At 61.1% G+C, this 23,626-nt stretch carries 22 protein-coding genes; 20 read left to right on the top strand and 2 right to left on the bottom strand.

From position 1 onward, the window contains the following. The first annotated feature begins 27 nt into the window (after positions 1-27). From Q1A91_RS00550 to Q1A91_RS00540, 3 genes are all read left to right on the top strand, one after another. On the top strand, positions 28-1,080 hold the full coding sequence (locus Q1A91_RS00550) for a hypothetical protein (protein ID WP_299871286.1): 1,053 nt from the start codon (positions 28-30) through the stop codon (positions 1,078-1,080). 250 nt (positions 1,081-1,330) lie between these two features. After that, entirely contained in the window at positions 1,331-1,993 is a 663-nt protein-coding gene (locus Q1A91_RS00545; RefSeq protein ID WP_299871283.1) for an SOS response-associated peptidase, read from the top strand. An 89-nt stretch (positions 1,994-2,082) separates the two neighbouring features. Then, positions 2,083-3,414: an adenylate/guanylate cyclase domain-containing protein gene (locus Q1A91_RS00540; protein WP_299871280.1), complete on the top strand. Its 1,332-nt coding sequence runs from the start codon at positions 2,083-2,085 to the stop codon at positions 3,412-3,414. A gap of 112 nt (positions 3,415-3,526) precedes the next feature. Here Q1A91_RS00540 and Q1A91_RS00535 read toward each other — a convergent pair whose 3' ends face one another. Together Q1A91_RS00535 and Q1A91_RS00530 are read right to left on the bottom strand one after the other, a co-directional pair. After that, on the bottom strand, positions 3,527-3,922 hold the full coding sequence (locus tag Q1A91_RS00535; RefSeq protein ID WP_299871277.1) for a hypothetical protein: 396 nt from the start codon (positions 3,920-3,922) through the stop codon (positions 3,527-3,529). Between the two features lie 105 nt (positions 3,923-4,027). Beyond that, positions 4,028-4,924 carry a LysR substrate-binding domain-containing protein gene (locus Q1A91_RS00530; protein ID WP_299871275.1) on the bottom strand — a complete coding sequence of 299 codons (897 nt, stop codon included), beginning with the start codon at positions 4,922-4,924 and terminating at the stop codon, positions 4,028-4,030. A 100-nt stretch (positions 4,925-5,024) separates the two neighbouring features. Between Q1A91_RS00530 and Q1A91_RS00525 the strand changes: the two genes are divergently transcribed. The 17 genes from Q1A91_RS00525 to Q1A91_RS00445 all read left to right on the top strand — a co-directional run bounded on the left by Q1A91_RS00525 (position 5,025) and on the right by Q1A91_RS00445 (position 23,625). Next, positions 5,025-6,248: an acyl-CoA dehydrogenase gene (locus tag Q1A91_RS00525; protein ID WP_299871272.1), complete on the top strand. Its 1,224-nt coding sequence runs from the start codon at positions 5,025-5,027 to the stop codon at positions 6,246-6,248. A gap of 96 nt (positions 6,249-6,344) precedes the next feature. Further along, positions 6,345-8,516: a thiamine pyrophosphate-dependent enzyme gene (locus Q1A91_RS00520; RefSeq protein ID WP_299871269.1), complete on the top strand. Its 2,172-nt coding sequence runs from the start codon at positions 6,345-6,347 to the stop codon at positions 8,514-8,516. Positions 8,517-8,741: 225 nt separating this feature from the next. Then, positions 8,742-9,797 (top strand): ABC transporter ATP-binding protein, encoded by a 1,056-nt coding sequence (locus Q1A91_RS00515; RefSeq protein ID WP_299871266.1) that lies wholly within the window; start codon positions 8,742-8,744, stop codon positions 9,795-9,797. An 81-nt stretch (positions 9,798-9,878) separates the two neighbouring features. Beyond that, complete coding sequence (locus tag Q1A91_RS00510; RefSeq protein WP_299871263.1) at positions 9,879-11,099, top strand: ABC transporter substrate-binding protein; 1,221 nt, start codon at positions 9,879-9,881, stop codon at positions 11,097-11,099. Between the two features lie 144 nt (positions 11,100-11,243). Further along, positions 11,244-12,269, top strand: a complete 1,026-nt coding sequence (locus Q1A91_RS00505) for a carbohydrate ABC transporter permease (protein WP_299871260.1) — start codon at positions 11,244-11,246, stop codon at positions 12,267-12,269. Next, entirely contained in the window at positions 12,269-13,429 is a 1,161-nt protein-coding gene (locus Q1A91_RS00500; RefSeq protein WP_299871257.1) for a carbohydrate ABC transporter permease, read from the top strand. Before Q1A91_RS00505 ends, Q1A91_RS00500 begins: the two co-directional genes overlap by 1 nt. 80 nt (positions 13,430-13,509) lie before the next feature. After that, positions 13,510-14,043, top strand: a complete 534-nt coding sequence (locus Q1A91_RS00495; protein ID WP_299871254.1) for an ester cyclase — start codon at positions 13,510-13,512, stop codon at positions 14,041-14,043. A gap of 9 nt (positions 14,044-14,052) precedes the next feature. Next, complete coding sequence (gene hisD / locus Q1A91_RS00490; RefSeq protein WP_299871251.1) at positions 14,053-15,381, top strand: histidinol dehydrogenase; 1,329 nt, start codon at positions 14,053-14,055, stop codon at positions 15,379-15,381. Between the two features lie 70 nt (positions 15,382-15,451). Further along, entirely contained in the window at positions 15,452-16,498 is a 1,047-nt protein-coding gene (locus Q1A91_RS00485) for an ester cyclase (protein ID WP_299871248.1), read from the top strand. Further along, positions 16,498-17,256: an SDR family oxidoreductase gene (locus Q1A91_RS00480; RefSeq protein ID WP_299871245.1), complete on the top strand. Its 759-nt coding sequence runs from the start codon at positions 16,498-16,500 to the stop codon at positions 17,254-17,256. Before Q1A91_RS00485 ends, Q1A91_RS00480 begins: the two co-directional genes overlap by 1 nt. Beyond that, the gene (locus tag Q1A91_RS00475; RefSeq protein ID WP_299873626.1) at positions 17,253-18,260 is read left to right on the top strand and encodes a LacI family DNA-binding transcriptional regulator; all 1,008 of its coding nucleotides are present in this window, start codon (positions 17,253-17,255) and stop codon (positions 18,258-18,260) included. Before Q1A91_RS00480 ends, Q1A91_RS00475 begins: the two co-directional genes overlap by 4 nt. Positions 18,261-18,272: 12 nt before the next feature. Next, on the top strand, positions 18,273-19,241 hold the full coding sequence (locus tag Q1A91_RS00470; protein WP_299871242.1) for an ester cyclase: 969 nt from the start codon (positions 18,273-18,275) through the stop codon (positions 19,239-19,241). A gap of 3 nt (positions 19,242-19,244) precedes the next feature. Further along, positions 19,245-19,853, top strand: coding sequence for a pyridoxamine 5'-phosphate oxidase family protein (locus Q1A91_RS00465; protein WP_299871239.1), 609 nt, complete (start codon positions 19,245-19,247; stop codon positions 19,851-19,853). A 142-nt stretch (positions 19,854-19,995) separates the two neighbouring features. Next, the gene (locus Q1A91_RS00460) at positions 19,996-20,964 is read left to right on the top strand and encodes a cupin domain-containing protein (RefSeq protein ID WP_299871235.1); all 969 of its coding nucleotides are present in this window, start codon (positions 19,996-19,998) and stop codon (positions 20,962-20,964) included. A 61-nt stretch (positions 20,965-21,025) separates the two neighbouring features. Next, complete coding sequence (locus Q1A91_RS00455) at positions 21,026-22,006, top strand: hypothetical protein (RefSeq protein ID WP_299871232.1); 981 nt, start codon at positions 21,026-21,028, stop codon at positions 22,004-22,006. 42 nt (positions 22,007-22,048) lie between these two features. Further along, complete coding sequence (locus tag Q1A91_RS00450) at positions 22,049-23,176, top strand: cobalamin-independent methionine synthase II family protein (RefSeq protein WP_299871229.1); 1,128 nt, start codon at positions 22,049-22,051, stop codon at positions 23,174-23,176. Next, positions 23,173-23,625, top strand: coding sequence for an AAA family ATPase (locus Q1A91_RS00445; RefSeq protein ID WP_299871226.1), 453 nt, complete (start codon positions 23,173-23,175; stop codon positions 23,623-23,625). The genes Q1A91_RS00450 and Q1A91_RS00445 overlap by 4 nt, the downstream gene beginning before the upstream one ends. The last annotated feature ends 1 nt before the right edge of the window (position 23,626 follow it).

Genomic DNA, 23,626 nt, shown 5'->3' with positions numbered 1-23,626 from the left:
ATCGCCACCCCAAGAAAGGAATGGGACATGAGACATTATCTGCACATCGCCGCTTTGAGCCTGAGCATGGCCGCCTCTACACTGGCCGCGGCGGAAAACGTTGAAACCGGGCTTGCGCCATTGAGCGTCACGGATGCGCGCACCGACAGGCCGCTGGACGGGTTCGTGTGGTATCCCACCGCGCAGACCGAAGGGGCGGAGATCCATCACGGCAACGCGGTCTGGAAGGGGATCAGCGCCATTGCGGATGCGCCGCCGATGCCCGGCCAGCGCCCGCTGGTCGTGCTGTCGCATGGCATGTACGGCAACGCGATGAACCAAAGCTGGCTGGCCGATGGGCTGGTGGATGCGGGGTTCATCGTGGCCGCCATCCACCATCCGGGCACATCCACGTGGATGCGCGATGCGGATCAGGCGCGGATGTTGTGGGATCGGCCCCGCGACATCTCCCGGCTGATTGATCACATGTTGTCCGATCCCGACCTGTCCGCGCAGGTGGATGCCGACCGCATCTATATGGCCGGGCATTCGCTGGGCGGTTTCACCGCTGTGGCGCTGGCTGGCGGGCGGTTTGACGCAGCGGGCTACCGCGCCAAGTGCAGCAGCGCTGTCGGGGAACTGGTTTGCGGCGTCTTCGAGCGCTGGAACGTGGCCCAGACACCGCAGGACGTCGCACAGATGGAGCAGGACCTGTCCGATCCGCGCATCCGGGGCTTTGCGGTCTTTGATCTGGGCGGCACCCAGAGTTTCTCCGAAAGCAGCCTTGCGGCCATCGACACCCCGATGCTGGTCTTCGGCGCGCCGCTTGCGACCTCCGGTCTTGATCTGGACCTTGAATCGCGCACCCTCGTGCGGCATCTGCCTGCGCAGACCACCCGCTATCTCGAATCAGAAACCCTGTCGCATTTTGATTTTCTCGGGGTTTGTAATCCGGGAGCAGAGGCGATCCTTGCCGAAGAGGAACCCGGCGATGAGATCATTTGCCAGCAAGGCGGGGCGGCACGTGAAGCGCATCAGGCCATGATCCTGCGGGAAGTCCTTGCAAGCTTTGGTGGCGGGGAGGCTGGCTTGGCAAACTAGACCGGTTGACCCTGGCCTCTGTCCGTTCCACGGGCAGAGGCCATTTGGGCGCGCCGGGTTTTCAGTTGTGGTTTTCTGCGACACAGTAGGGGCCTGAACATCGCCGAGAGACCCCACATGACCCGACCGTTGCCGAATGGTTTGCAAAGATTGCCCGCCCCCTACGCGCAGGAACGTCGCTGCATTCATGGCGTTCTGACTGCGGGTCGGTGGATCAGGCTGCACCATGTGCCGCGAGGGGAGCGCTGATATGTGTGGACGTATGGCCGTTACCCTGCCACCAGACGCGATGGTGCAGCTCTTTGCGGCGTCTCCGGACAATGACCTGCCCACGGGGGAGAACTACAACGTTTGCCCCACCAATTCTGTGCATGTTGTCACCAGTGACGGAGGGGCGCGGCGCCTTCAGGCGATGCGCTGGGGGTTTATTCCGACTTGGTACAAGAAGCCAAATGGCGGGCCGCTGCTGATCAATGCGCGCTCCGAAACGATTGCGGAAAAACCTGCGTTCCGGGCGGCCGCCCGTGCGCGACGGGGATTGATCGTTGCGACCGGGTTCTATGAATGGACCAAGGACGCGGAAGGTGGGCGGGACCCGTGGTACATCACCCGCAGTGATGGCGCGCCCATCGCCTTTGCGTCCGTCTGGCAAGACTGGACGGATCCCGACGGCACTGCCATTCGCACCTGCGCCATCGTCACCACAGGCGCCAATGCCGCCATGCAGGCCATCCACCACCGCCAGCCCGTGATACTTGAGCAGGATGACTGGCCGCTGTGGCTGGGCGAGGCGGGCAAGGGCGCTGCACTGCTGATGAAGGCAGGCTCAGAGGATCAGTTGCACTGGCACCGGGTTGACCGGGCGGTGAACTCCAACCGGGCGTCCGGGCCGGAACTGATTGAACCTTTGTGACGAAGACATATTCCGACGGAAGGGCTGCGTGCTTACGTTCCATCTGTAAGCCAAACCCGGCAATTCTGTTCAGCCCAAGGATGTAAGACGTGCACAACAGCAACGGTGACACGGATGTCGCAGACAGCCAGCATTCCCTGAGATCAGAAGAGCTTGCCGCGCAAAAGACCGCGATGATCGGGCGGACGATTGCGCTTTGCCTGATTGCCCCTCTCTCAACCTATATGGTGCCCTGGCCGGGACCGTTGTTCACCTATGTGCTGTTGGTCGTCTTTGCGGTGCTGGGGTGGGGGGCCTGGTTCGTTGCGAAATCTGACTGGGGCAGACCGTGGCATCAATATGCCTTTGTGTCCCTCGATGCGATCTTGCTGACCTTCACGATCCTGTACCCCAATCCCCTGTTGCCGTTCGATTCACCGCCGCAACTGATCTTCCGGTTCGGCGTGTTCCCGTTCTTTTTCGTCCTACTTGCGGGGCTGACCTATGTCTACAAACCCAGTCTGGTATTGTGGGGCGGATTTTCGGCTGCGCTCAGCTGGAGCCTGGGCCTGATCTGGATCTTGATGTTGCCGGATACGATCTGGATGCCGCAATCGCCCGATGGGGTGGACAGCATTCTGGATGATCTCGCGCAACCCACGTTCGTTGACGTCTCCGCCCGCATTCAGGAAATGGTTGTGCTGCTGATTGTTGCGGGGCTTCTTGCGTTGGCGGTGAAACGGTCAAGAACGGTGGCGCTGCGACAGGCCAGACTGGGGCGGGAGCGTGAGAACCTCGGGCGCTATTTTTCCAGGTCGACGGCCAAGATGCTCGCCGAGCGGGCCGAGCCGTTTTCACAGCCCAGCGAGCACCATTGCGCGGTACTCTTTGCCGATCTGGTGGCCTTCACCTCATGGTCGGAGAAACACAACTCGCAGGAGACAATCGCCCTTTTGCGGTCTGTGCACGGGTTGCTTGCGGAGGTCGTGTTTCGCCACAACGGGACTTTGGACAAGTTTATCGGCGATGGGCTGATGGCGACCTTCGGCACGCCTGAACCCACGCAGACTGATGCGTCAAATGCGCTGGCTGCGATGGTTGAGATGCATCAGGCTTTTGAGGAGTGGCGCGTGTCACGTGCGCCGGGGCAGGGTGCGACCCTCAGTCTGGCCATCGGGGTGCATTACGGCCCGGTGGTGATCGGGAACATCGGCAGCAAGACCCGGCTGGAGTTTGCAGTGCTGGGGGATACGGTCAACGTCGCCAGTCGGCTGGAAGGCGCGACGCGGGCGCTGGGGTGCCATTGTCTGGCAAGTGCGGCGCTGGTCGATGCGGCAGCGGCTGAACAGGCGCATCTTGATGCGGTGCGGTCGGCATTGACCTACCATGGGGCCATCCCAGTGCGTGGGCGCGATGCGCACATCGAAGTCTACAAGATCTGAGCCGAGAAGGTTTGCGTGGCAGGTCGTGATATTGGCTCACCACCAGCACAGACTAAACGGCGCCGTACCCTCCAAAGCACGACGCCGTTCAGCATTGAAAGTCTGGTCTGCTTTAGATCGGTGCAGGCTCGAAGGTGAACTCACCGTGCAACTCAAACGCCTCTTCGTTGCTGATGTCATCGTCGCCGTCGCCTAGGCCTGCGTCCTCTTCACCCTGAACAACAACCGAGACAAAGCTCTTTGGCATCTCGTCATTCACGGCCAGCAGATAGGTCGCATCAAGGTCAAGTTCACCTGACGTCCAGCTTTCCGCGTCGCCGGTGATGATTTGCACCGCATCGCTGCTGTTGACGAATTCGATCTGGTCGCCGGGCTGCACATAGACAACCGGCGGGAAGAACCCGCCATCCACGATCATGACAGAATGGGTTTCAGCCTGCGCGGCAGATCCGGCAAACGTGGCAGCAACAGCAAAGGCAAGTGCGCCTTTGCGGAAAGAAATAAGCATGACAATGCTCCTTGTAACGGCCCCACCCGGTTACTTGGTGCTATCGTTAATCAAAGAATGCGGCGAAAATTTGGCAGATTGTGCAAAAAAGGGTGTGTTTGTGGCTCATGCGTCTGTTGATGTGGTCTGACCGTGCAACCAATCCCGAAAGGCGCGCAGGGCGGGGCTTTCGGCACGGTCTTCGGGCCAGACCAGATAGTAGTGCCCGTTGCTTTCCGCATCCTGAGCAGAGGCGCGGGTCAATTGGCCATCGCGCAGATAGGGTTCGGCAAAGAACGCAGGGAGCAAGGCGACGCCCAGACCATGGATCGCGGCCTGCGCCATGGTGGAAAATTGGTCAAACATCATGCCAGCGGGTGGTTCGGTTTCAACCCCGTTTGCCGTGAGCCATCGCGCCCAACCCCGTGGGCGGGTTTCCAGATGCAGCAGCGGGTGGATCAACATCTCTTCGGGGTTGGCGACTGGCTGCGCCATCAGCTCGGGGGCGCAGACTGGCACAACGGCCTCGGGCATCAACGGCAGGTAGCGGACACCGGGCCAGTCCTGATGGCCAAAGTGAATGGCCGCGTCAAAGGTGCTTTGCGCGATATCAAAGGGCCGCAGACGGGTAGAGAGGTTGACCGTTACCTCCGGTTCGTGATGCGCAAAATCGCGCAGGCGCGGGGCCAGCCAGTGCATCCCGAACGCAGGCAGAATGGCCAGATTAAGGGTGCCGCCACTGGTGTTGCTCTGCGCCCCGACCGAAGCCTGTGCCAGCGCGTTCAGGATGTCGCGTACCTGTGCGACATAGACTTGCCCGGCGGAGGTCAGCTGCAACTGTCGCCCCTGCCGGGTGAGCAGTGCGATGCCAAGTTGATCTTCCAGCGTCTTGAGTTGCCTGCTGATGGCGCTTTGGGTCAGGGACAATTCCTGCGCGGCACGGGTCGCGCTGCCCAGACGGGCGACGGCCTCGAAGGCAAGCAGGGCGGAGATGGAAGGCAGGAAACGGCGCGGGGCAATCATCTATGAGTTTTTCTCATGTGTTCAGTCCAAAGCAGCGATAGTGTTTTGGCGCGTGATTTGCAATAAGACGACAACCCATCAGCATATGAGAGGATACGCCATGAACGCCGAAGCCCCCATCCTGCGCGCCAAAGACGCCCCTGACCTTGGCAGCTTTGACTGGTCCGACCCCTTCCGTCTGGCGGATCAGCTGACAGAAGATGAACGCATGATTCAGGACAGCGCCCGCGCCTATGCGCAGGAAAAACTGCAACCGCGTGTGATCGACGCCTTTGCCAATGAGACGACCGACCCCAGTATCTTCCGTGAGATGGGCGATATGGGGTTGCTGGGTGTCACGGTGCCGGAAGAATACGGAGGGTTGGGCGGCAGCTATGTCTCCTACGGCCTCGTCGCGCGTGAGGTTGAGCGGGTGGACAGTGGCTATCGCTCGATGATGTCGGTGCAGGCCTCGCTGGTGATGTATCCGATTTATGCTTACGGCTCAGAGGCGCAGCGCAAGAAGTATCTGCCCAAGCTGGCGTCGGGAGAGTGGATTGGCTGTTTTGGCCTGACAGAGCCTGACGCGGGATCCGATCCTGCGGGGATGAAAACCCGCGCGGTGAAGACGGCGACAGGCTACAAGCTGACCGGCTCGAAGATGTGGATCTCCAACGCGCCGATTGCGGATGTTTTCGTGGTTTGGGCCAAGTCGGAAGAGCATGGCGGCAAGATCCGTGGTTTTGTGCTGGAGAAGGGCATGAAAGGCCTCAGCGCGCCGAAGGTCGGCAACAAGCTGTCGCTGCGTGCCTCGATCACCGGTGAGATCGTGATGGACAACGTGGAAGTCAGCGATGAAGCGCTGCTGCCGCATGTGCAGGGGCTGAAAGGGCCGTTCGGCTGTCTGAACCGCGCGCGCTATGGCATCAGCTGGGGCGCGATGGGCGCGGCAGAGTTCTGCTGGCACGCAGCGCGTCAGTATGGTCTGGACCGCAAGCAGTTCGGCAAGCCATTGGCGCAGACGCAGCTGTTTCAGAAGAAGCTGGCCGATATGATGACCGAGATTTCGCTGGGTTTGCAGGGGTCGTTGCAGGTGGGGCGCCTGATGGATCAGGCCAATGCCGCGCCCGAGATGATCTCCATCGTCAAGCGCAACAACTGCGGCAAGGCGCTGGACGTTGCGCGCAATGCGCGTGACATGCACGGCGGCAACGGCATTTCGGGTGAATTTCAGGTGATCCGTCACATGATGAACCTTGAGACGGTGAACACCTATGAAGGCACGCATGATGTGCATGCTCTGATCCTTGGGCGCGCGCAAACGGGCCTCCAGGCGTTTTTCTAAGGGCGGTTGAACGCGCAAGCGCGCCCATGAGTTTATAGGCCAAATGAAGCTGGGGGTTCCGCATGAGCGGGACCCTTTTGCATGAGGAGAAAGCGCTTGGACCGGGTTCAGATTGTACATGAGAATTTCCTGCGGCGTGTTGCGGCAGGGGATTTGCCGAAGGCTGCGGCGGCGACGCTGGACCCGCAGATCGCGCTCGATCTGTACCGCGCGCAGGTGCTGTCCCGCGCGCTCGACCTGCAAAGCCGGGTTATGCAGAAGGCGGGGCAGGGGTTCTATACCATCGGGTCGTCCGGGCACGAGGGGATGGCCGCGCTGGGCCATGTGCTGCGTGTCGATGACATTGCATTTCTGCATTACCGCGATGCTGCGTTTCAGATTGCGCGGGCGCAGAAGGCCGGACAGCCGGGGATGATGCGGGACATGCTTTTGTCTTTTGCCTGTTCGGCAGAGGATCCCATCAGCGGCGGGCGGCACAAGGTGCTGGGATCGCGCCCGCTGATGATCCCGCCGCAGACGTCAACCATCGCCAGCCATTTGCCAAAGGCCGTGGGGGCCGCGCATGCGATCACGCTGGCGCGCCGGAACCGGCCAGAGCACGCAATCCTGCCCCGCGATGGCATCGTGATGTGTTCCTTCGGGGATGCTTCGGTCAACCATTCCACCGCGCAGGGGGCGTTCAATGCTGCCGGGTGGACGGCGGTGCAGGGGGTGCCGCTGCCGTTGCTGTTCGTATGTGAGGACAATGGGATCGGCATTTCCACAAAGACGCCGACAGGGTGGGTAAAGGCGTCGATGTCTGCGCGTCCGGGTCTGAAGTACTTCCAAGCAGATGGATTGGATATGTTTGCTGCCGTCAACGCCGCGCAAGCGGCGGCGGCGTGGGTGCGGACGCACCGTAAACCTGCGTTCCTGCATCTGCGGACAGTGCGGCTTTACGGCCATGCGGGGCCGGATGTGGTGACCTCCTATCTGCCACGGGCCGAGGTCGAGGCCGATGAGGCCAATGATCCCTTGCTCTATTCCGCTGGTGGCCTGATCGCGGCGGGGGTTGCCAGCGCGCAAGACGTGTTGGGGATCTATACCTCAACGTTGGAAGAGGTGGTTGCGGCGGCGGAAGAGGTGGCGGAGACGCCGCGCCTGCAATCGGCATCAGATGTCATGGCCAGTCTGATCCCGCCAACCCGCCTTTGTGCGCCCACAAACGGGCCATCCGACGAGGCGCGCGCCAAGATATTTGGCAGCGATGCCGCCCAGATGGGCCAGCCCCAGCCGATGTCGCGTCTGATCAACTGGGCGCTGCATGATCTGATGCTGGGGCATCCCGAGACCCTGCTGATGGGCGAGGACGTGGGCCGCAAGGGCGGCAACTACGGTGTCACGCAGAAGCTGCACGGGCGGTTCGGGCCTGCACGGGTGATTGATACCCTGCTGGATGAGCAGAGCATTCTGGGCCTTGCCATCGGGTTGGCCCATAACGGCTTCATCCCGATGCCGGAAATCCAGTTCCTCGCCTATTTGCACAACGCCGAGGACCAGTTGCGCGGCGAGGCAGCGACGCTGCCGTTCTTCAGCCGGGGGCAATGGACCAACCCGATGGTCATCCGCATCTCTGCGTTGGGATACCAGAAGGGCTTTGGCGGACATTTCCACAACGACAACTCCATCGCCGTGATCCGCGACATCCCCGGTGTGATCATTGCCTGCCCCTCTGATCCTGCCGAAGCCGCGATGATGCTGCGCGAGGCGCACCGCCTTGCGCGCGAAGAGCAGCGGGTGGTGGTGTTTCTGGAACCCATCGCGCTGTACCCCATGCGCGACCTGTTGGAGGCCGGGGATGGTGGCTGGATGCGCCCCTATCCCGCACCCGATCAACGCATCGCGCTGGGCGATGTCGGCCTCTACGGCGATGGTGCGGATCTGGCCATCGTGACCTATGGCAACGGGCATTACCTGTCGCGGCAGGCTCAGCATGATCTGGCAGGGCAGGGCATTGATGCGCGGGTGATTGATCTGCGCTGGCTGGCCCCTTTGCCACAGGAGGCGCTGTTGTGCGGGATCGGAGACCGGCCTGTGTTGGTGGTGGATGAGTGTCGCCACACCGGCGGGCAGGCCGAAGGGCTGATGGCGCTGCTGCATGAAGCCGGGGTGAGGCAGATGGCACGGGTGACGGCAGAGGACAGCTTTATCGCCACTGGCAAAGCCTATGGCGCGACATTGCCGTCACGGGAGAGCATCGTCGCGGGTGCGGTCGCGTTGCTGGGGTGAATCTGCGCGCCGGACGAATCAGATTTTCGCAATCGATGCGCGCAATTGCGTCGGGACACTGGGGCAAAGCCAGACAGCAAGCGCCGGACAAACCCACAAAAACGGCGGGTTAACCCTGCGTCACCGTCGAATTTGCACACGTGTGCAAAAAAGACTTGAAATGCGCGACCAACTGCCACACCGTGACGTTGCAATATTTCTGCGACGTCACGAAGGGGGCTCCGCATGGCCGAAATCCAGCTGCGTAACATCAACAAACGGTGGGGAAGCTTTGTTGGCGTCGACAACTTCAACCTGACGATCGCGGATGAGGAATTTCTGGTGCTTCTGGGCCCTTCGGGCTGCGGCAAGACCACCACGATGCGGATGATTGCAGGGCTGGAGGACATCACCGAGGGCGAGATTGTGATCGACGGCAAAGTCGTCAATGACCTGGACCCCAAGGACCGCGATGTGGCGATGGTGTTCCAGTCTTACGGTCTCTATCCGCATATGAACGTTTATGAGAACATTCGTTTTCCACTGAAGGTACGCAAGGTCGCCGACAGCGAGCATGACGCGCGGGTGCGGCGTGCGTCAGCCATGGTGGAGCTGGACGAATTCCTGCACCGCAAGCCGGCTGAGCTCTCCGGTGGTCAGCGTCAGCGGGTTGCCTTGGCGCGGGCGATTGTGCGTGAACCCAACGTGTTCCTGATGGACGAGCCCTTGTCGAACCTTGATGCCAAGCTGCGGGTCTCGACCCGTGCGCAGATCAAGAACCTCAGCCATGAGTTGAAAGTCACCACCGTTTACGTGACCCACGACCAGATCGAAGCGATGACGCTGGCGGACCGTGTGGTGGTGATGAAGCAGGGCAAGATCCAGCAGGTCGGCACACCCACGGAGATTTACGACAATCCGGCCAACACCTTTGTGGCTTCGTTTATCGGGTCACCTGCAATGAACCTGATGGATGGCACCATCGCAGGTGGGGCATTTACCGGCACCAATGCGCAGATCAGCGGTCTGACAGCGGTGGACGGGGAGGTCACGCTGGGCTTCCGCGCAGAAGACGCAACGGTTGCGACAGACGGCAATGGCCAGATCACCGCGCCGATCTACACGATTGAGCTGTTGGGCGATGCGGTCATGCTGGCGGTGCGCGCTGGCGGGCAGTTGGTGTCTGTGAAGGCGCACAAGGAATTCCGGGCCAACATCGGCGACAGCGTGTCGTTCAATGTGCCCGCAGAGATCTGTCATGTCTTTGACAGAGCATCAGGGGAGCGCATCCGCGCGGCCTGATCACCCCATCCCCGAAAGGGGGCAACGACGGGTGCAGTCTTGCAAGATGCACCCCAAAAACTGCAACAGGGAGTTTGCAAAATGATGTTGAAGAAATTGGCACTTGCGGGTGCTGTCAGCTTAATGGGCACCGGTGCATATGCCGCTTGCGCCTTTGAGAACACCGTAGAGATCAAATCGCTCAGCGCCGGGTTTGAAGCCTGGAAAGCGGTGACGGATGCGATGTCGGAATGCGGCAATGTCCAGGCGGAGCTGGATCAGGAATTCCGCACCAAGCAACCTGCGGCGTTTGAAGCCAACCCGTCGCTTTACCACATCGGTGGCGTGTCCAACGGTACCGTCACACCGCTGCTGAACGCGGGCACCATCCGTCCACTGGACGATCTGGTTGCGAAGTACGGCGGTCACCTTCAGCCCAACCAGCTGATCAAGATCGACGGCAAGATCATGGCCGTGGCCATGATGGTGAACACGCAGCACCTGATGTACCGCGAAGACATCTTGTCTGATCTGGGCATCGCGACACCCACGACCTGGGACGAGGTCTATGCCGCTGCCGCCAAGATCAAGGAAGCAGGTGTGGCCGAAGTGCCGCTGGGCGCGACGATGAAGTCGGGCTGGAACCTTGCGCAGGAAATGGTCAACATGCTGCCCGGTCACGGCGGCAAGTTCTTCAACGATGACAACACACCTGCTGTAAACTCGGATGAAGGCATGGCCGCCCTCGCGACGTTGAAAGCTGCGCTTGAGTTCACCGACCCGGAAGTGTTGGTCAGCGATTCTACCTATGTGCAGCAGCAGTTCCAGCAGGGCAAGATCGCCATGGCGAACCTCTGGGCCTCGCGCGCGGGTGCGATGAATGATGAGGCCGAAAGCCAGGTTGTCGGCAAGGTCAAAATGGCCGCGGCCCCCATGGCTGTTGCTGGTGGTGCACCTGCCACGACACTGTGGTGGGACGGCATCGTGATTGCCAAGAACATCACCGATGAAGAAGCCGATGCGGCCTTCCGCGTCGCGATGGAGGGCTTGGACGAAGAGATGGTCAAAGCCAACAACGACGCGGCCATCTGGCTGGTCAAAGGCTACGTGCCCGGCCCATTGGCGGAAGGTGCCATTGCGACAGCAACCGCCAACCCACCTGCACCTGCGTACCCCTCCACCACACGGATGGGCCTGATGCACACTGCATTGGGCAACGAACTGCCTGCCTTCCTGACGGGTGACCGCGACGCGGCCGCGACGCTGGTGGCCATTGAAGAGGCGTACATCACAGCCGCCAAAGAAGCAGGCGTGCTGGAGTAACCGGAACATACGGTTGGCCGGACCAGATCCGGCCAACCGCTTTTCAGCCAAGCCTTCTGGGTTTTGTCAGCGGCACCACAGCCGCTTGCCAAGTCCAGATACCGGACCACGCGGGGCAGGGGGCACCGCCATGGAGGACACGACATGAAATTCAAAACCTTTGCGGCCTTTGTCGGCCCTTCGGTCTTCATGATGATCCTGTTCATCGCGCTGCCGCTGATTTCTGTCTTTATCCAGAGCTTTCAGATCACCCAGCCGGTGATGCAAAACCTTGAGGTTGAGACCTGCACACCGGGTTTTCTGACCCAGACCTGCGTGACGGAGCTCAAGACTGTCCCGGTGATTGGTGAAGATGGCAAGACCGTGACCACCACCGAATGGACCGGGCTGCAAAGCTACCGCAACGTCTTGCAGATGGACAAGGTGTGGGAAGCTGTCTCCGCCGGGCGGCTGGGGGATATCCTGCAAATCGACTTCTGGAAAGCGCTGCGGTTTACGCTGATGTTCACGCTTGTGACCTTGCCGCTGGTGATCGGTGTGGGTCTGTTGATCGCCCTGACGGTGAACAACGCGGCCAAGGCCTTGCGCGGTCCGGTGATCTTCGTCTCGCTCTTGCCGTTCATCATCACACCGGTGATCGGGTCGTTGTCGATTTATTGGTTGTTTGTGGGGGACGGCATCCTGACGGCAATGATGGAAAGCTGGTCGGGCACCAACATTTCCATGTTCGCTCAGGCCTGGACGATTGAGCTGTTGATGTATTTCTACCGCGTCTGGCACGTGGCGCCCTTTGCCTTTGTGATCTTCTATGCGGGGCTGCAAACGGTGAATATGGACACGCTGGAAAGCGCGATCATCGACGGGGCAAACCGATGGGAGCGGCTGCGCCATGTGATCATTCCGCACCTGATGCCGTTGATTGTTTTCATCGCGCTGATCCATCTGATGGATTGCTACCGTGTCTTCGACGAGATCATCGGCTTCCGTTCTCAGGCGCATGTGATTTCCCTGCAGTGGCTCACGGTGGATTTCCTGACGCCGGATGATGCGGGCAACCGCGCGATCAGCCGCGCCGCGGCCAGTGCGATGCTGACCATGATCGGGATTGTATTCCTGCTGATCTGGCCGCTGCGCCGCACTTGGAAAGACCACAAAGGAGGAGCGCACTAATGTCATCCGTTTCAAGAGCCCTGCGCCAGCCATTTGGTCTGCGCTTTGCCTCCGGTGCCTTTCTCGCTTTCTGGTGCCTGCTGGCGGCCTTTCCAATCGTCTGGATTGCCGTGATGAGCATCAAATCCCCGCGCGACGCCTTTGCGTCCAGCCCGTGGGATGTAATCGTCGGCCCCGCCACGCTGGCGCGGGGGGAGGGGCTGTCGATCCTTGATATCGTGCTTGGGCTGGTGGTGCTCTACTTTGCGATCCGCTGGGCGTTTACCCGTCTGCCCGGATTGGTCATGCAGTATTCACCCCCCTCCCTCATCGTGCTGGGATGGCTGGTCGGTGCGGCGGTCTATGCACTGGTCTTCCTGCTGGTGTTCTTTGGTCTGCTGCCGCTGATCCTTGGCGCGCTGAACAGCGTGCTTGGCCCGCTGGGAGAGCCTGTACTGGGTCTGACCACGCAACATTACGTGGCGGTCTGGGGCGAAAACGAGTTTTACCGCAATTTCCTCAATTCCCTGTTCGTAACGGCGGGGGTTGTCACGGTGTCGCTGACGGTGGGAACCTTGGCAGGCTACGGTTTGGCACGCTCCGGCTCGGACCTTGCCTTCTGGCTGCTGATTGCGGCGCTGGTGTTTCGCGCCTTGCCCCATTCGGTGCTGGTGGCGGGATATCTGCCGTGGTTCATCAATTCTGCCGAAATCCTGCGCCCGATCTTTGGCGATCTGTCGCCCACGTTGTACGGTCAACCCTGGGCGGTGATCGCGGTGATGGTGTCGATCAACCAGCCCTTCACGATCTGGATGCTGCGGTCGTTCTTTCAGAACATCCCGAGCGAGCTGGACGAAGCAGCCCGCGTCGATGGCTGCTCGCATTTCCAGGCCTTCCGCCGGGTGATCATGCCGGTGATGTGGCCGGGTGTCATCACCACGGGGCTCTTTGCCTTCCTGCTGGCCTACAACGACTTTCTGGTGACCTCGCTGCTCTTGGACGCGCAGAACCAGACGATGGTGCCGGCGATTGCGGGCTATTTTAACCGTGAAACCACCACCACCGATCAGGTCGAAGCGGTGGCTGCGGCCGTCTCCATCACCGCGCCCTTGTTCCTGCTGGTGATGGTCTTCCAGCGCCAGATCGTCTCGGGGCTCACTGCGGGAGCCGTAAAAGGATGACGGTCCCGGCTTCATTTGGCCTTTAACCTCCGGGGTCCGGGGCTGGCCCCGGTCCGACACTTACAAACACAAGGAACGCCATGAAAGGCTCACGACCCGAACAAGCCGTGCTGACGCGCGACACTGACATGAGCAAGACCGATGAAACCCGTGCCGTGATCGAAGGCATGGTTGACGGTTTGAACGACCATACCATCGATGGCATTGGCGCTTTTTTTCATGACAACTTCCGCTGGCTTGGCAATCAGGGCTGCGGCACCAAGACGGGTCTGAAGTCATTTCAGGACAACTGGCAGCGCCCGTTTCAGGCAGCATTTTCCGACAAGGTCTGTGTGGATGAGGCGCGGCTTTACATGGGGGAATGGGCCGCGGCCTTTGGCCGTCAGGAGGCCACGCATTCGGGCGTGTTTATGGGGGTGGCCCCCACGGGCAAACGGATTGAGATCCGGTATATGGACTTCTGGAAAGTCTCCGAGGGCAAGATCGAAGACAATTGGGTGATGGTCGACTTTCCGCATGTGCTGGCACAGCTGGGAGTTGATGTGTTTGGCGGGGAAGGCTGGGAAGCCTTCGACCGGGGCGAGAAAACGCCGCCCCGCCCGGATGGTACATGAGGTGACGGAATGACAATTGAATATCTCAAACGCGGCAAATCAGACGATGAGCGCAGCGAAGAGGATGCAAAGACGCGCAGCGTGGTCGAGGCCACGCTGAAAGACATCGAAGCACGCGGCGACGCCGCCGTGCGGGCGCTGTCGGAGACGTTCGACAGCTATTCGCCCGCATCTTTCAAACTGTCGCAGGAAGAGATCGACGCGTTGATCGCCAAGGTCAGCCCGCGCGAGATGGCGGATCTGAAATTCGCGCAGGACAATGTGCGCAAGTTCGCGCAGGCGCAACGGGATTCGATGCTGGATATCGAGGTTGAAATGCAGCCCGGTGTGATCCTTGGCCACAAGAACATCCCCGTACAGTCGGTCGGGTGCTACGTGCCCGGCGGCAAATTCCCCATGGTGGCATCCGCGCATATGTCCGTGGCAACCGCATCCGTGGCGGGGGTGCCGCGCATCATCGCCTGCACACCGCCTTTCAATGGGGAGCCGAACCCGGCGGTGATCGCGGCCATGCACCTCGGCGGTGCACATGAGATCTATGTCATGGGCGGCATACAAGCGGTGGGGGCCATGGCCATCGGGACCGAAACGATTGACCCTGTGCACCTTCTCGTTGGTCCCGGCAACGCCTTTGTCGCCGAAGCCAAGCGGCAGCTTTTTGGTCGGGTCGGGATTGATCTGTTTGCCGGTCCGACGGAAACCATGGTGATTGCGGATGACACGGTGGATGCGGAGATCTGCGCGACGGACCTGCTCGGGCAGGCGGAGCATGGCTATAACTCTCCCTGCGTCCTGCTGACCACTTCGCGCAAGCTGGCCGAGGCGACATTGGCGGAGATTGACCGTCTTTTGGAGATCCTGCCGACGGCGGGGACGGCGCGTGTGAGTTGGGAAGAATACGGCGAAGTGATCGTTTGTGACACCTATGATGAGATGCTGGCGGTGGCCGATGACATCGCGTCAGAGCATGTGCAGGTGATGACCGACCGGGATGATTGGTTTCTGGACAACATGACCTGCTATGGCGCGTTGTTTCTGGGGCCCCGGACGAATGTGGCCAATGGCGACAAGGTCATCGGCACCAACCACACGCTGCCCACCAAGAAGGCGGGGCGGTATACGGGCGGGCTTTGGGTCGGCAAATACCTCAAGACGCATTCCTATCAGAAGATCACCAGTGATGAAGCGGCGGCCGAGATGGGCGCCTATGGGTCGCGGTTGTGTATGCTGGAGGGGTTTGTTGGTCATGCGGAGCAGTGCAATGTGCGGGTCCGGCGTTATGGCGGGGTGAATGTGCCTTACGGTGAGGGGGCCCCTGCGCGGGACGCGGCGGAGTAGATCGCAAGCGATCTCCGGAGGGCGCTGCCCTCCAGACCTCCCGGGATATTTTTTGAGAAAAGATGGGAACATGGACAGGCAATCGCATCATAAAGAGCTGATCGCGCCACTGCGGGCGGCGATGTATGATTTCGATCTTGAGGCGGTACGCGCGGCGTTTCACGCGATCTGTGCGCCGGATGTGGTGTTTCGTCTGGCCTATCCGTTTGAGAGCATTCAGGGCGTGGATGCCTATGTGGATGCGGTTTATGCGCCGCTGAATGCGGGCTGGCCCGATCTGGAACGGCGGGACTGGATTGTCATGGCGGGGCCGACCCCGGAAGGGGCGGATTGGGTTGGCTGTGGCGGGACCTATGTAGGGACCTTTGCGGCGCCCTGGCTGGACATTCCGGCGACCGGGCATCTGGCGCATATGCGCTTTCACGAATTTTACCGTTTTGAAGACGGCAAGATCACCGAGATGCAGGCGTTGTGGGATATTCCCGAAGTGATGATGCAGGCAGGCGCCTGGCCGATGGCCCCGTCGCTGGGGCGCGAGTGGCATGTGCCGGGGCCGTCACATTGTGATGGTCACGTGCCGGGGCCCTATGATGCGGCGGCCGGGGCAACCTCCTGTCAGCACATCATCGACATGCTCGAACACCTCAAGCGTCACCCGTCCCAAGGCGGGCCGGAGGTGATGGAAATGGAACGCTTCTGGCACCCGCGCATGACCTGGTACGGGCCTGCGGGTATCGGCACCGGGCGCGGGATCGCGGGCTTTCGCAACTGGCACCAGATCCCGTTCCTCAACGGCATGCCCGACCGGGGGCAATATGTGGATGAGATCGAGTATCATTTCTTTGGTGATGGGCCTTATGCGGCTGTGACCGGGTGGCCGGACATGTATCAATCCATCACCCACGGGGGATGGCTGGGCATTGCGCCAACGGGCAAGAAGATCGAGATGCGGAGCCTGGATTTCTGGCGTATGGAAGCCGGGCGCATTCGGGAGAATTGGGTCTTGGTGGATCTGTTGCACATGTATGATCAGATTGGCGTGGATGTGCTGGCGCGCTTGCGCGAATTCAACAAGGCGCGTGCGGGATTTGATCCTGAGACTGGCAGGGCGCAGTGATGGACCTGCCGCAGACACCGTCGTTTGATTTGTATGAGAAGCGCGCTTTGGTCACGGGTGCGTCTTCGGGTATTGGATTGGCCTGTGCCGCCGCGTTGGCGGAAGCGGGCGCGCATGTGGTCTGTGCGGCCCGGAGGGTGGATGTGTTGGAGGACGCTGTCGCTGCGTTGCGCGCGCAGGGCGGAACGGCGGAAGCAAGGACATTGGATCAGGCGGATCTAGCGTCGATCGAGGCGGTGTTTGATGCGCCCTTTGATGTGGTTGTGAACTCCGCCGGGTTGGCGCGGCATTCGGCGGCAATTGAGACCACGCCGGAGGATTACGATGCCGTGATGGCGGTGAATCTGCGGGGGGCTTATTTCCTGTCGGCCACCGCGGCGCGCATGTTGCAAGAAGCGGGCAAGCCGGGGTCGATCATCCATATTTCCTCGCAAATGGGGCATGTGGGGGGCATTGACCGCGCGCTTTATTGTGCGTCCAAACACGGGTTGGAGGGGATGATCAAAGCCATGGCGATTGAGTGGGGCAAAGCGGGGATCAGGATCAACTCGATCTGTCCGACCTTTGTGCGCACCGCGCTGACCCAACCAACGTTCGATGATCCTGAGCGGCTGGCCTGGGTGTTGGACAAGATCAAGCTGCCACGGGTGGCGGAAGTAGAGGACATGATGGGGGCAGTGTTGTTTCTGGCCTCGGGTGCCTCGGCGATGGTCACAGGCACCGCTTTGAGAGTCGATGGCGGGTGGACGGCGGAATAATGGGCGGACGGATCACAGCACTGGAAGTGGCAGCAAAGGCCGGCGTCAGCCGGTCTGCGGTCAGCCGCGTCTTCACGCCCGGTGCGTCCGTGAGCAAATCCACCGCACAGAAGGTGCGCAAAGCCGCCGATGCGCTGGGCTACCGGCCCAATGTGATTGCCCGCAGTCTGATCACCGGGCGCAGCCGGATCATTGGCCTTGTCGTGGCCTATCTGGAAAACCAGTTCTATCCCGAAGCCATTGAAAGGCTGTCGAAGTCCCTCCAGGAGCAGGGGTATCACCTGCTGGTCTTCATGGCGTCGAACACCGCCGAGGAAGTGGACGGTGTCATTCAGGAATTGCTGGACTATCAGGTCGACGGGATCATCGCCGCCTCGGTCGGCCTGTCGAATGATCTGACCCAGCGCTGTGCGGCAACCGGCATTCCGGTGGTGCTGTTCAACCGTTCGCAGCCTGATATGGCGCTCTCCAGCGTGACCTCGGCCAACTTTGAGGGCGGGCGCAAATTGGCGGAGTTTCTGGCGGCAGGCGGTCACAAAAGAATAGGCCATATTGCCGGGTGGGAGGGGGCCTCCACCCAGATTGAGCGGGAGGCGGGCTTTGTCGCGGGACTTGAGGCGCATGGCATGGCGCTGAGCGCGCGCAAATGCGGGAATTTCTCACTGGACGGAGCGAAAGCTGCAGCGCGGGAGATGTTCGCGGTGGATGCGCCGCCCGATGCGGTGTTTGTGGCAAATGATCATATGGCGTTCGGGGTGATGGATGTCTTGAGGTTTGAACTGGGGCTGCGGATCCCCGAGGATGTCTCCGTTGTCGGGTATGATGACGTGGCCATTGCCGCCTGGCCCAGCTATGATTTGACCACTGTCCGCCAGCCCGCCAACCAGATGGTGGCGCATACCGTGAAGATGCTTCTTGACCGGATTGAAGACGGTGAAACCCTTCCCAAACATGTGGCGCTGGATGGCCCGCTTATCATTCGCGGCTCTGCCCGCATCCCATAAAGGACAAGACAGATGAAGGGTTTTGACCCAAAATTCAAAGACTTTCCCGATTACATCATCGGCATCACCAAAGAGATCTGGGAAGACCGCGGGATTGCAACGCTGCATCAGTATTACAGCGACGATATCGTTGTGCGCAGCCCCGGATCGGTGGTGGTCGGGAACCGGAATGTCATCGGTGCTACCATGGCGACGCTGGCTGAATTCCCGGATCGGACGTTGTTGGGCGAAGATGTGATCTGGTCCGGGACGCCGGAGGAAGGGATGTTGTCCTCTCACCGGTTGCTGTCTACTGCGACGCATACGGGCGACGGGATGTACGGGGCCGCGACCGGCAGGAAGCTGGTGTACCGGATCATGGCGGATTGTCATGCGATCAACAACCAGATCAACGATGAATGGCTGATCCGCGATCAGGGCGCCATTGTGCGCCAGATGGGGTGGGAGCCCAAGGCCTATGCTGCTGATCTGATCGAACGCGAAGGCGGGCCGGAGGCCTGTGTGAAACCAATGACGTCGGCGATTGATCTGCCCGGTCCCTACAAGGGGCGTGGCAATGACAATGACTGGGGTGCGAAATACGCCGATATTCTGACCCGGATCATGGGGGCAGACATGGCGGCGATCCCGGCGGAATATGACCGCGCCGTGCAGGTGGAGTATCCCGGTGGTCTGCGGGGGCACAGTCATGGGCCGGTGGATCAGTTCTGGATGGGGCTGCGGGCCTCCTTTCCTTCGGCCGTTTTTAAGATTGACCACGTCATTGGCCGCGAAGATCCGATGATGCCCCCCCGTGCCGCCGTGCGCTGGTCACTGCATGGCAAGCATGATGGCTGGGGCAGCTTTGGCACACCAACGGGGGCAGAGGTTTACGTTCTGGGGATCTGCCATGCTGAATTCGGGCCGTGGGGGCTGCGGCGTGAATATGTGATCTATGATGAAGCCATGGTCTGGAAACAGATCCTCTTGCAGACAGGATAACCCATGCCCAGCTATGCCGATCTGATGTTCACCGCGGCGGTTGAGGCCGAACAGGAGGCCATTGGCGCAAAGGGTGTTTATGATCGGCGGTATGCCGAGAAAGCCGATGAGCCGCTTGGCCCGGAAGAAACAGCGTTTCTGGCGTCGCGGACATCCCTGTATCTGGCGACGGTGAACGCGGACGGCTGGCCGTACATCCAGCACCGGGGCGGACCTGCCGGGTTCATCAAGGTGCTGGATGAGCGGACTTTCGGCTTTGCGGATTACCGTGGCAACAGGCAATTGATCACCAAGGGCAATCTTGCGGGCAACACCCGCGTGTCGGTCTTTGCGATGGATTATGCCCGCAAGGCGCGGCTGAAACTGCAAGGACATGCTACCTTGCAGGCTGCTGAGGACGCGCCAGAGACAGCCGAGAGGCTGCGCACCGAAGGGGAAGGCCGCGTTGAGCGTGTCATGACCATCCGCGTCGCTGCCTTTGACTGGAACTGTTCACAGTTCATCACCCCGCGCTTTGACACGGCTGAGATGGCTGCATTGGTCGGTCCCGAGCTGGAGCGGCTGGAGACGGAAAACGCGCAGTTGCGGGCGCAGCTGGAGGCGGGGCAATGACTTGTCTCGCGCGCAAGCTGGCACCGCGCCATGGCTATCTTGCAAGCAGGCGGGCACGGCGTCTGAACCTGCGTCCGCCGGGGGAGAGCCTGTTTTGACCACCGCTTCTTTCTCCAACACCTACAGTCAGGAATAACCCGCAATGACACCCCAAGACATGGAAGCCCGGATCGTTCGCTATGGCGATCTGATGCCCTGCAAGACCGCCTTCATCGACGCCCATACGCCGGGCAGCGATCAGAAGGAAAACTTTACGATCATCGGCGGCGGCGTATCGGAAAGCCCCGACCAGCATGTGCACATCGCGATCCCGCATGGGTTCAACATTGGCGCTGCGGGCCAGCCGCCCAAATGCCGCAACTCCCTGCACAACCACCGCACGGCGGAGGTGTTCTTTGTGCTCAAAGGCCGCTGGCGGTTTTTCTGGGGCGAACATGGCGACGCGGGCGAGGTGGTGCTGGAGGAAGGGGATATCTTTAACATCCCCACCAACATCTTCCGCGGGTTTGAGAACATCGGCACCGACTATGGAATGATCATGGCCATCCTCGGCGGTGATGATGCCGGCGGCGGCGTGATCTGGGCCCCGCATGTGATCGAGGACGCCCGTGCGCACGGGCTGGTGCTGGGCGAAAATGGCAAACTTTATGACAGCAAGAAGGGCGAGAGCCTGCCGGAAGGCATCAAGCCGATGCCGTTGCTGACTGCTGATGAACTGGCACGGGTCGACACACCAAATGTGATGCAGGTCGTGGGCGGCTATGTGCGGCGCTACAATGATATGGTGGCGCTGGCGCAATCGGGCACGCCTTGTGCGGTTATCGGGGAAAAGGCCATCATCCGCGACAAACCCGGGTTCGAAGTGGCGCTTGTGACCCGCAACTCCGCGTCGGAGGCGATGCACAGCCACGACCGGCCCTCCGTCCTGATGCCCGTCACCGGCCATTGGCGCGTTACTTGGGACGGCGGCAGCGCGACGCTTGCACCGGGTGATACAATGTCTGTGCCGGAAAACCTCATGCACAACGCGGTGCCTTCCATGACCGGAGAGGCGGCACTTTATCACGTGGTCGCAACCGATGATCCGGCTGGCCAGACGTGGAGAGGCTGACTTGGCAAGGCCGCGACAGACAGGCAAGATCAGCGCATCCACATCAGGGAGGGTGCGTTGGATGATCCGGTATGTCGTTGCTCTTTTTGTGATGCTCGTGGCTTCTTCGGCATCTGCGCAAACGTGGCAGTCGGCCTTGAACGACGATGGCGGCTATGCCTACGGCACGGCCCGCGCCGAAGGGCTGCCGATGGCCTTTGTCTGCAACGCCCGTTCGGTGCAGAACCGCCCTTTGATTGAGGTCGGCGCGCATGAGGAACAACCGACGGCCCCCTACAACATGCGGGTTGAGTTCTGGGGCAAGACGATCCCTGAGACAGGCGTTGAAACCCGCGCCGATATGGTGCTGTGGGTGGATGATACCGGATATCAATTGCCCCCCGTGGTGCGGGACGAATTCTACGGCTACTGGTCGGCAGAGTTGTCGATGGGCGATCCGGTCTATCGTGCTTTCGCCACCGCGTCGCGTCTGGTGCTGGCGGTTGGGCAAGACGCGGTTTGGGAGCTCCCGGTGGCGGGCCTCGGCCTGGCGGTGGCAGAAGCCCAGCAGCATTGCGCGGCGACCCTTGTGGCCACAGGCTACCCCGCGCCTGCGTGGTTCGGTACCGCAGGAGCCGCCCCCGCCGCAGCGCCTGCACCTGCGCCAACGCCGGGTGCCTTCACCATTCCGAACCAAATCACCACCTACGCCAACCGTCTGTGCGAAGGTGTGGCCACGATCCGGCCTGATGCGCTTCAGGCAGGCGACATTGACGGCGACGGCGCCCCTGACGTGGTGCTGGATTGGAACCACGTCATGTGTCCGCCGCCTCTGGCCCGCGCCTTTTGCGGCGCGGCCAATTGCTCTGTTGATGTGTTCATGTCCTCCAAAGGCTATGTGGACCCCGAACAGATGCTGGGCGCTGTGCCCGCCCTTGTCGCCCAACCCGATGGCCGGATGGGCCTGATGATCTCCGGCTCCTTTTCCATGTGCGGCCAGAACAACGAAAACTGCGCCCGCCCGTGGATCTGGAACGGCAGGCAACTCGACCGCGCCAACTGAGGGGGCCAAGCGCCCAAACCCGTGAACCAGGAAAGACCAAAAATGACCGTTCTCACCACCCATGCAGGCTCGCTTCCCCGCACGCAGGAAGTTGTCGATTTCATCTTCGCCCGCGAACACGGCAAACCCTATGAGCAGGCGGCATTCGACGCGACCATGACCGCCGCCGTTTCCGCGACCGTCGCCCGTCAGGTCGCGGCAGGTGTCGGTGTGGTCAGCGATGGCGAAACCTCCAAGATCAGCTACGCCACCTACGTCAAGGACCGCTACACCGGCTTCTCCGGCGACAGCCCGCGCAATGCGCCTGCCGACCTCAAGCAGTTCCCCAGCTTCCTCAAACGCCTCGCCGATGACGGCGGCACCCCGCAATACGCGCGCCCCATGTGCACGGGGGAGGTGAAATCCAAAGGGCAGGGGGAGTTGACGAAGGACATTGCCAACCTCAAGGCTGCCATGGCCGAACACGGGGCCGAGCGGGGCTTCATGAACGCCGCGTCGCCCGGCGTGATCTCTCTCTTCCTGCAGAACGACCACTACAAAACCCGCGAGGCCTATCTTGCTGCACTCGCGGACGCGATGAAGGAAGAATACGAGACGATCATCGCCGCAGGGCTTGACCTACAACTCGATTGCCCCGATCTGGCCCTGTCGCGGCATATGCTGTTCAATGATCTGAGCGACGCCGAATTCCTCAGGATCGCAAACGGACATGTGGAGGCGCTCAACCACGCTCTGCGCGATGTGCCGCAGGACAAGGTGCGCCTGCACATCTGCTGGGGCAATTACGAAGGCCCGCATGTCTGCGACATCGGTATGGACAAGGTCTTCGATATGCTCATGTCCACCAAATCCCGCTACGTATTGTTCGAAACCTCCAACCCCCGTCACGCCCACGAATGGACCGTCTTCCGCGACCGCCGCGCTGACATTCCCGACGACAAAGTGCTGGTGCCGGGGGTCGTGGACACCACGACCAACTTCGTTGAACACCCTGAGGTTGTCGCCCAACGCATCGAACGCTTCACGGGTATCGTCGGCGCAGACCGCGTGGTCGCAGGCAGCGATTGCGGCTTTGGCACTTTCGCAGGCTTCGGCGCGGTAGATCCCGAAATCGCCTATGCCAAGCTTGAAGCCATGCGGGACGGGGCGGCATTGGCGCGCGCGCGGTGACAGGGCGCATCCTGCTGCTGTCTGGGTTGCCGGGCAGTGGCAAGACAACGCTCGCGCAAGCGCTTTGCGCGCAGGGAAGGGCGGTACATCTGCGGGTCGATACCATCGAACGTGCGATCTGCGAAAGTCTGCTGGCCCCTGACAGCGCCATAGACGCGGGCTACCGTGTGGCCGCAGCACAAGCGGTGGAACAGGCCGCACTTGGCCATGATGTGGTCTGTGACGCTGTGAACGCCGATGCGCAGGGCCGCGCGATCTGGCCCAGGGCGGATCAGGTGATCTGGGTCCGCGTCCCCGAAGATGTGCGCCAGTCGCGCATCGCCCATCGCGGCTTTCCCGCATATCCCCACGTCTGGGAAGACTGGCCTACCGCCGTGCGGCAAATCGATGGCACCCAAGACCCCCACACCCATGCCGCTGCCATCTGGCACGCCCTGAAAACCCCTTGAT

It is taken from the genome of uncultured Sulfitobacter sp. (assembly GCF_947500075.1).
GTDB lineage: Bacteria > Pseudomonadota > Alphaproteobacteria > Rhodobacterales > Rhodobacteraceae > Sulfitobacter.
Note: the sequence above shows the minus strand (reverse complement) of the source record. Positions and strands in the feature narration are given on the sequence as shown.

Bases quoted from the DNA above. Each gene is read 5' to 3' on its own strand.
- Q1A91_RS00465 (WP_299871239.1), top strand. From the start codon at position 19,245: ATGCCCAGCTATGCCGATCTGATGTTCACCGCGGCGGTTGAGGCCGAA.
- Q1A91_RS00535 (WP_299871277.1), bottom strand. From the start codon at position 3,922: ATGCTTATTTCTTTCCGCAAAGGCGCACTTGCCTTTGCTGTTGCTGCC.
- Q1A91_RS00500 (WP_299871257.1), top strand. From the start codon at position 12,269: ATGTCATCCGTTTCAAGAGCCCTGCGCCAGCCATTTGGTCTGCGCTTT.
- Q1A91_RS00545 (WP_299871283.1), top strand. From the start codon at position 1,331: ATGTGTGGACGTATGGCCGTTACCCTGCCACCAGACGCGATGGTGCAG.
- hisD (WP_299871251.1), top strand. From the start codon at position 14,053: ATGACAATTGAATATCTCAAACGCGGCAAATCAGACGATGAGCGCAGC.
- Q1A91_RS00505 (WP_299871260.1), top strand. From the start codon at position 11,244: ATGAAATTCAAAACCTTTGCGGCCTTTGTCGGCCCTTCGGTCTTCATG.
- Q1A91_RS00525 (WP_299871272.1), top strand. From the start codon at position 5,025: ATGAACGCCGAAGCCCCCATCCTGCGCGCCAAAGACGCCCCTGACCTT.
- Q1A91_RS00530 (WP_299871275.1), bottom strand. From the start codon at position 4,924: ATGATTGCCCCGCGCCGTTTCCTGCCTTCCATCTCCGCCCTGCTTGCC.
- Q1A91_RS00550 (WP_299871286.1), top strand. From the start codon at position 28: ATGAGACATTATCTGCACATCGCCGCTTTGAGCCTGAGCATGGCCGCC.
- Q1A91_RS00450 (WP_299871229.1), top strand. From the start codon at position 22,049: ATGACCGTTCTCACCACCCATGCAGGCTCGCTTCCCCGCACGCAGGAA.
- Q1A91_RS00510 (WP_299871263.1), top strand. From the start codon at position 9,879: ATGATGTTGAAGAAATTGGCACTTGCGGGTGCTGTCAGCTTAATGGGC.
- Q1A91_RS00515 (WP_299871266.1), top strand. From the start codon at position 8,742: ATGGCCGAAATCCAGCTGCGTAACATCAACAAACGGTGGGGAAGCTTT.
- Q1A91_RS00495 (WP_299871254.1), top strand. From the start codon at position 13,510: ATGAAAGGCTCACGACCCGAACAAGCCGTGCTGACGCGCGACACTGAC.
- Q1A91_RS00460 (WP_299871235.1), top strand. From the start codon at position 19,996: ATGACACCCCAAGACATGGAAGCCCGGATCGTTCGCTATGGCGATCTG.
- Q1A91_RS00485 (WP_299871248.1), top strand. From the start codon at position 15,452: ATGGACAGGCAATCGCATCATAAAGAGCTGATCGCGCCACTGCGGGCG.
- Q1A91_RS00480 (WP_299871245.1), top strand. From the start codon at position 16,498: ATGGACCTGCCGCAGACACCGTCGTTTGATTTGTATGAGAAGCGCGCT.
- Q1A91_RS00470 (WP_299871242.1), top strand. From the start codon at position 18,273: ATGAAGGGTTTTGACCCAAAATTCAAAGACTTTCCCGATTACATCATC.
- Q1A91_RS00455 (WP_299871232.1), top strand. From the start codon at position 21,026: ATGATCCGGTATGTCGTTGCTCTTTTTGTGATGCTCGTGGCTTCTTCG.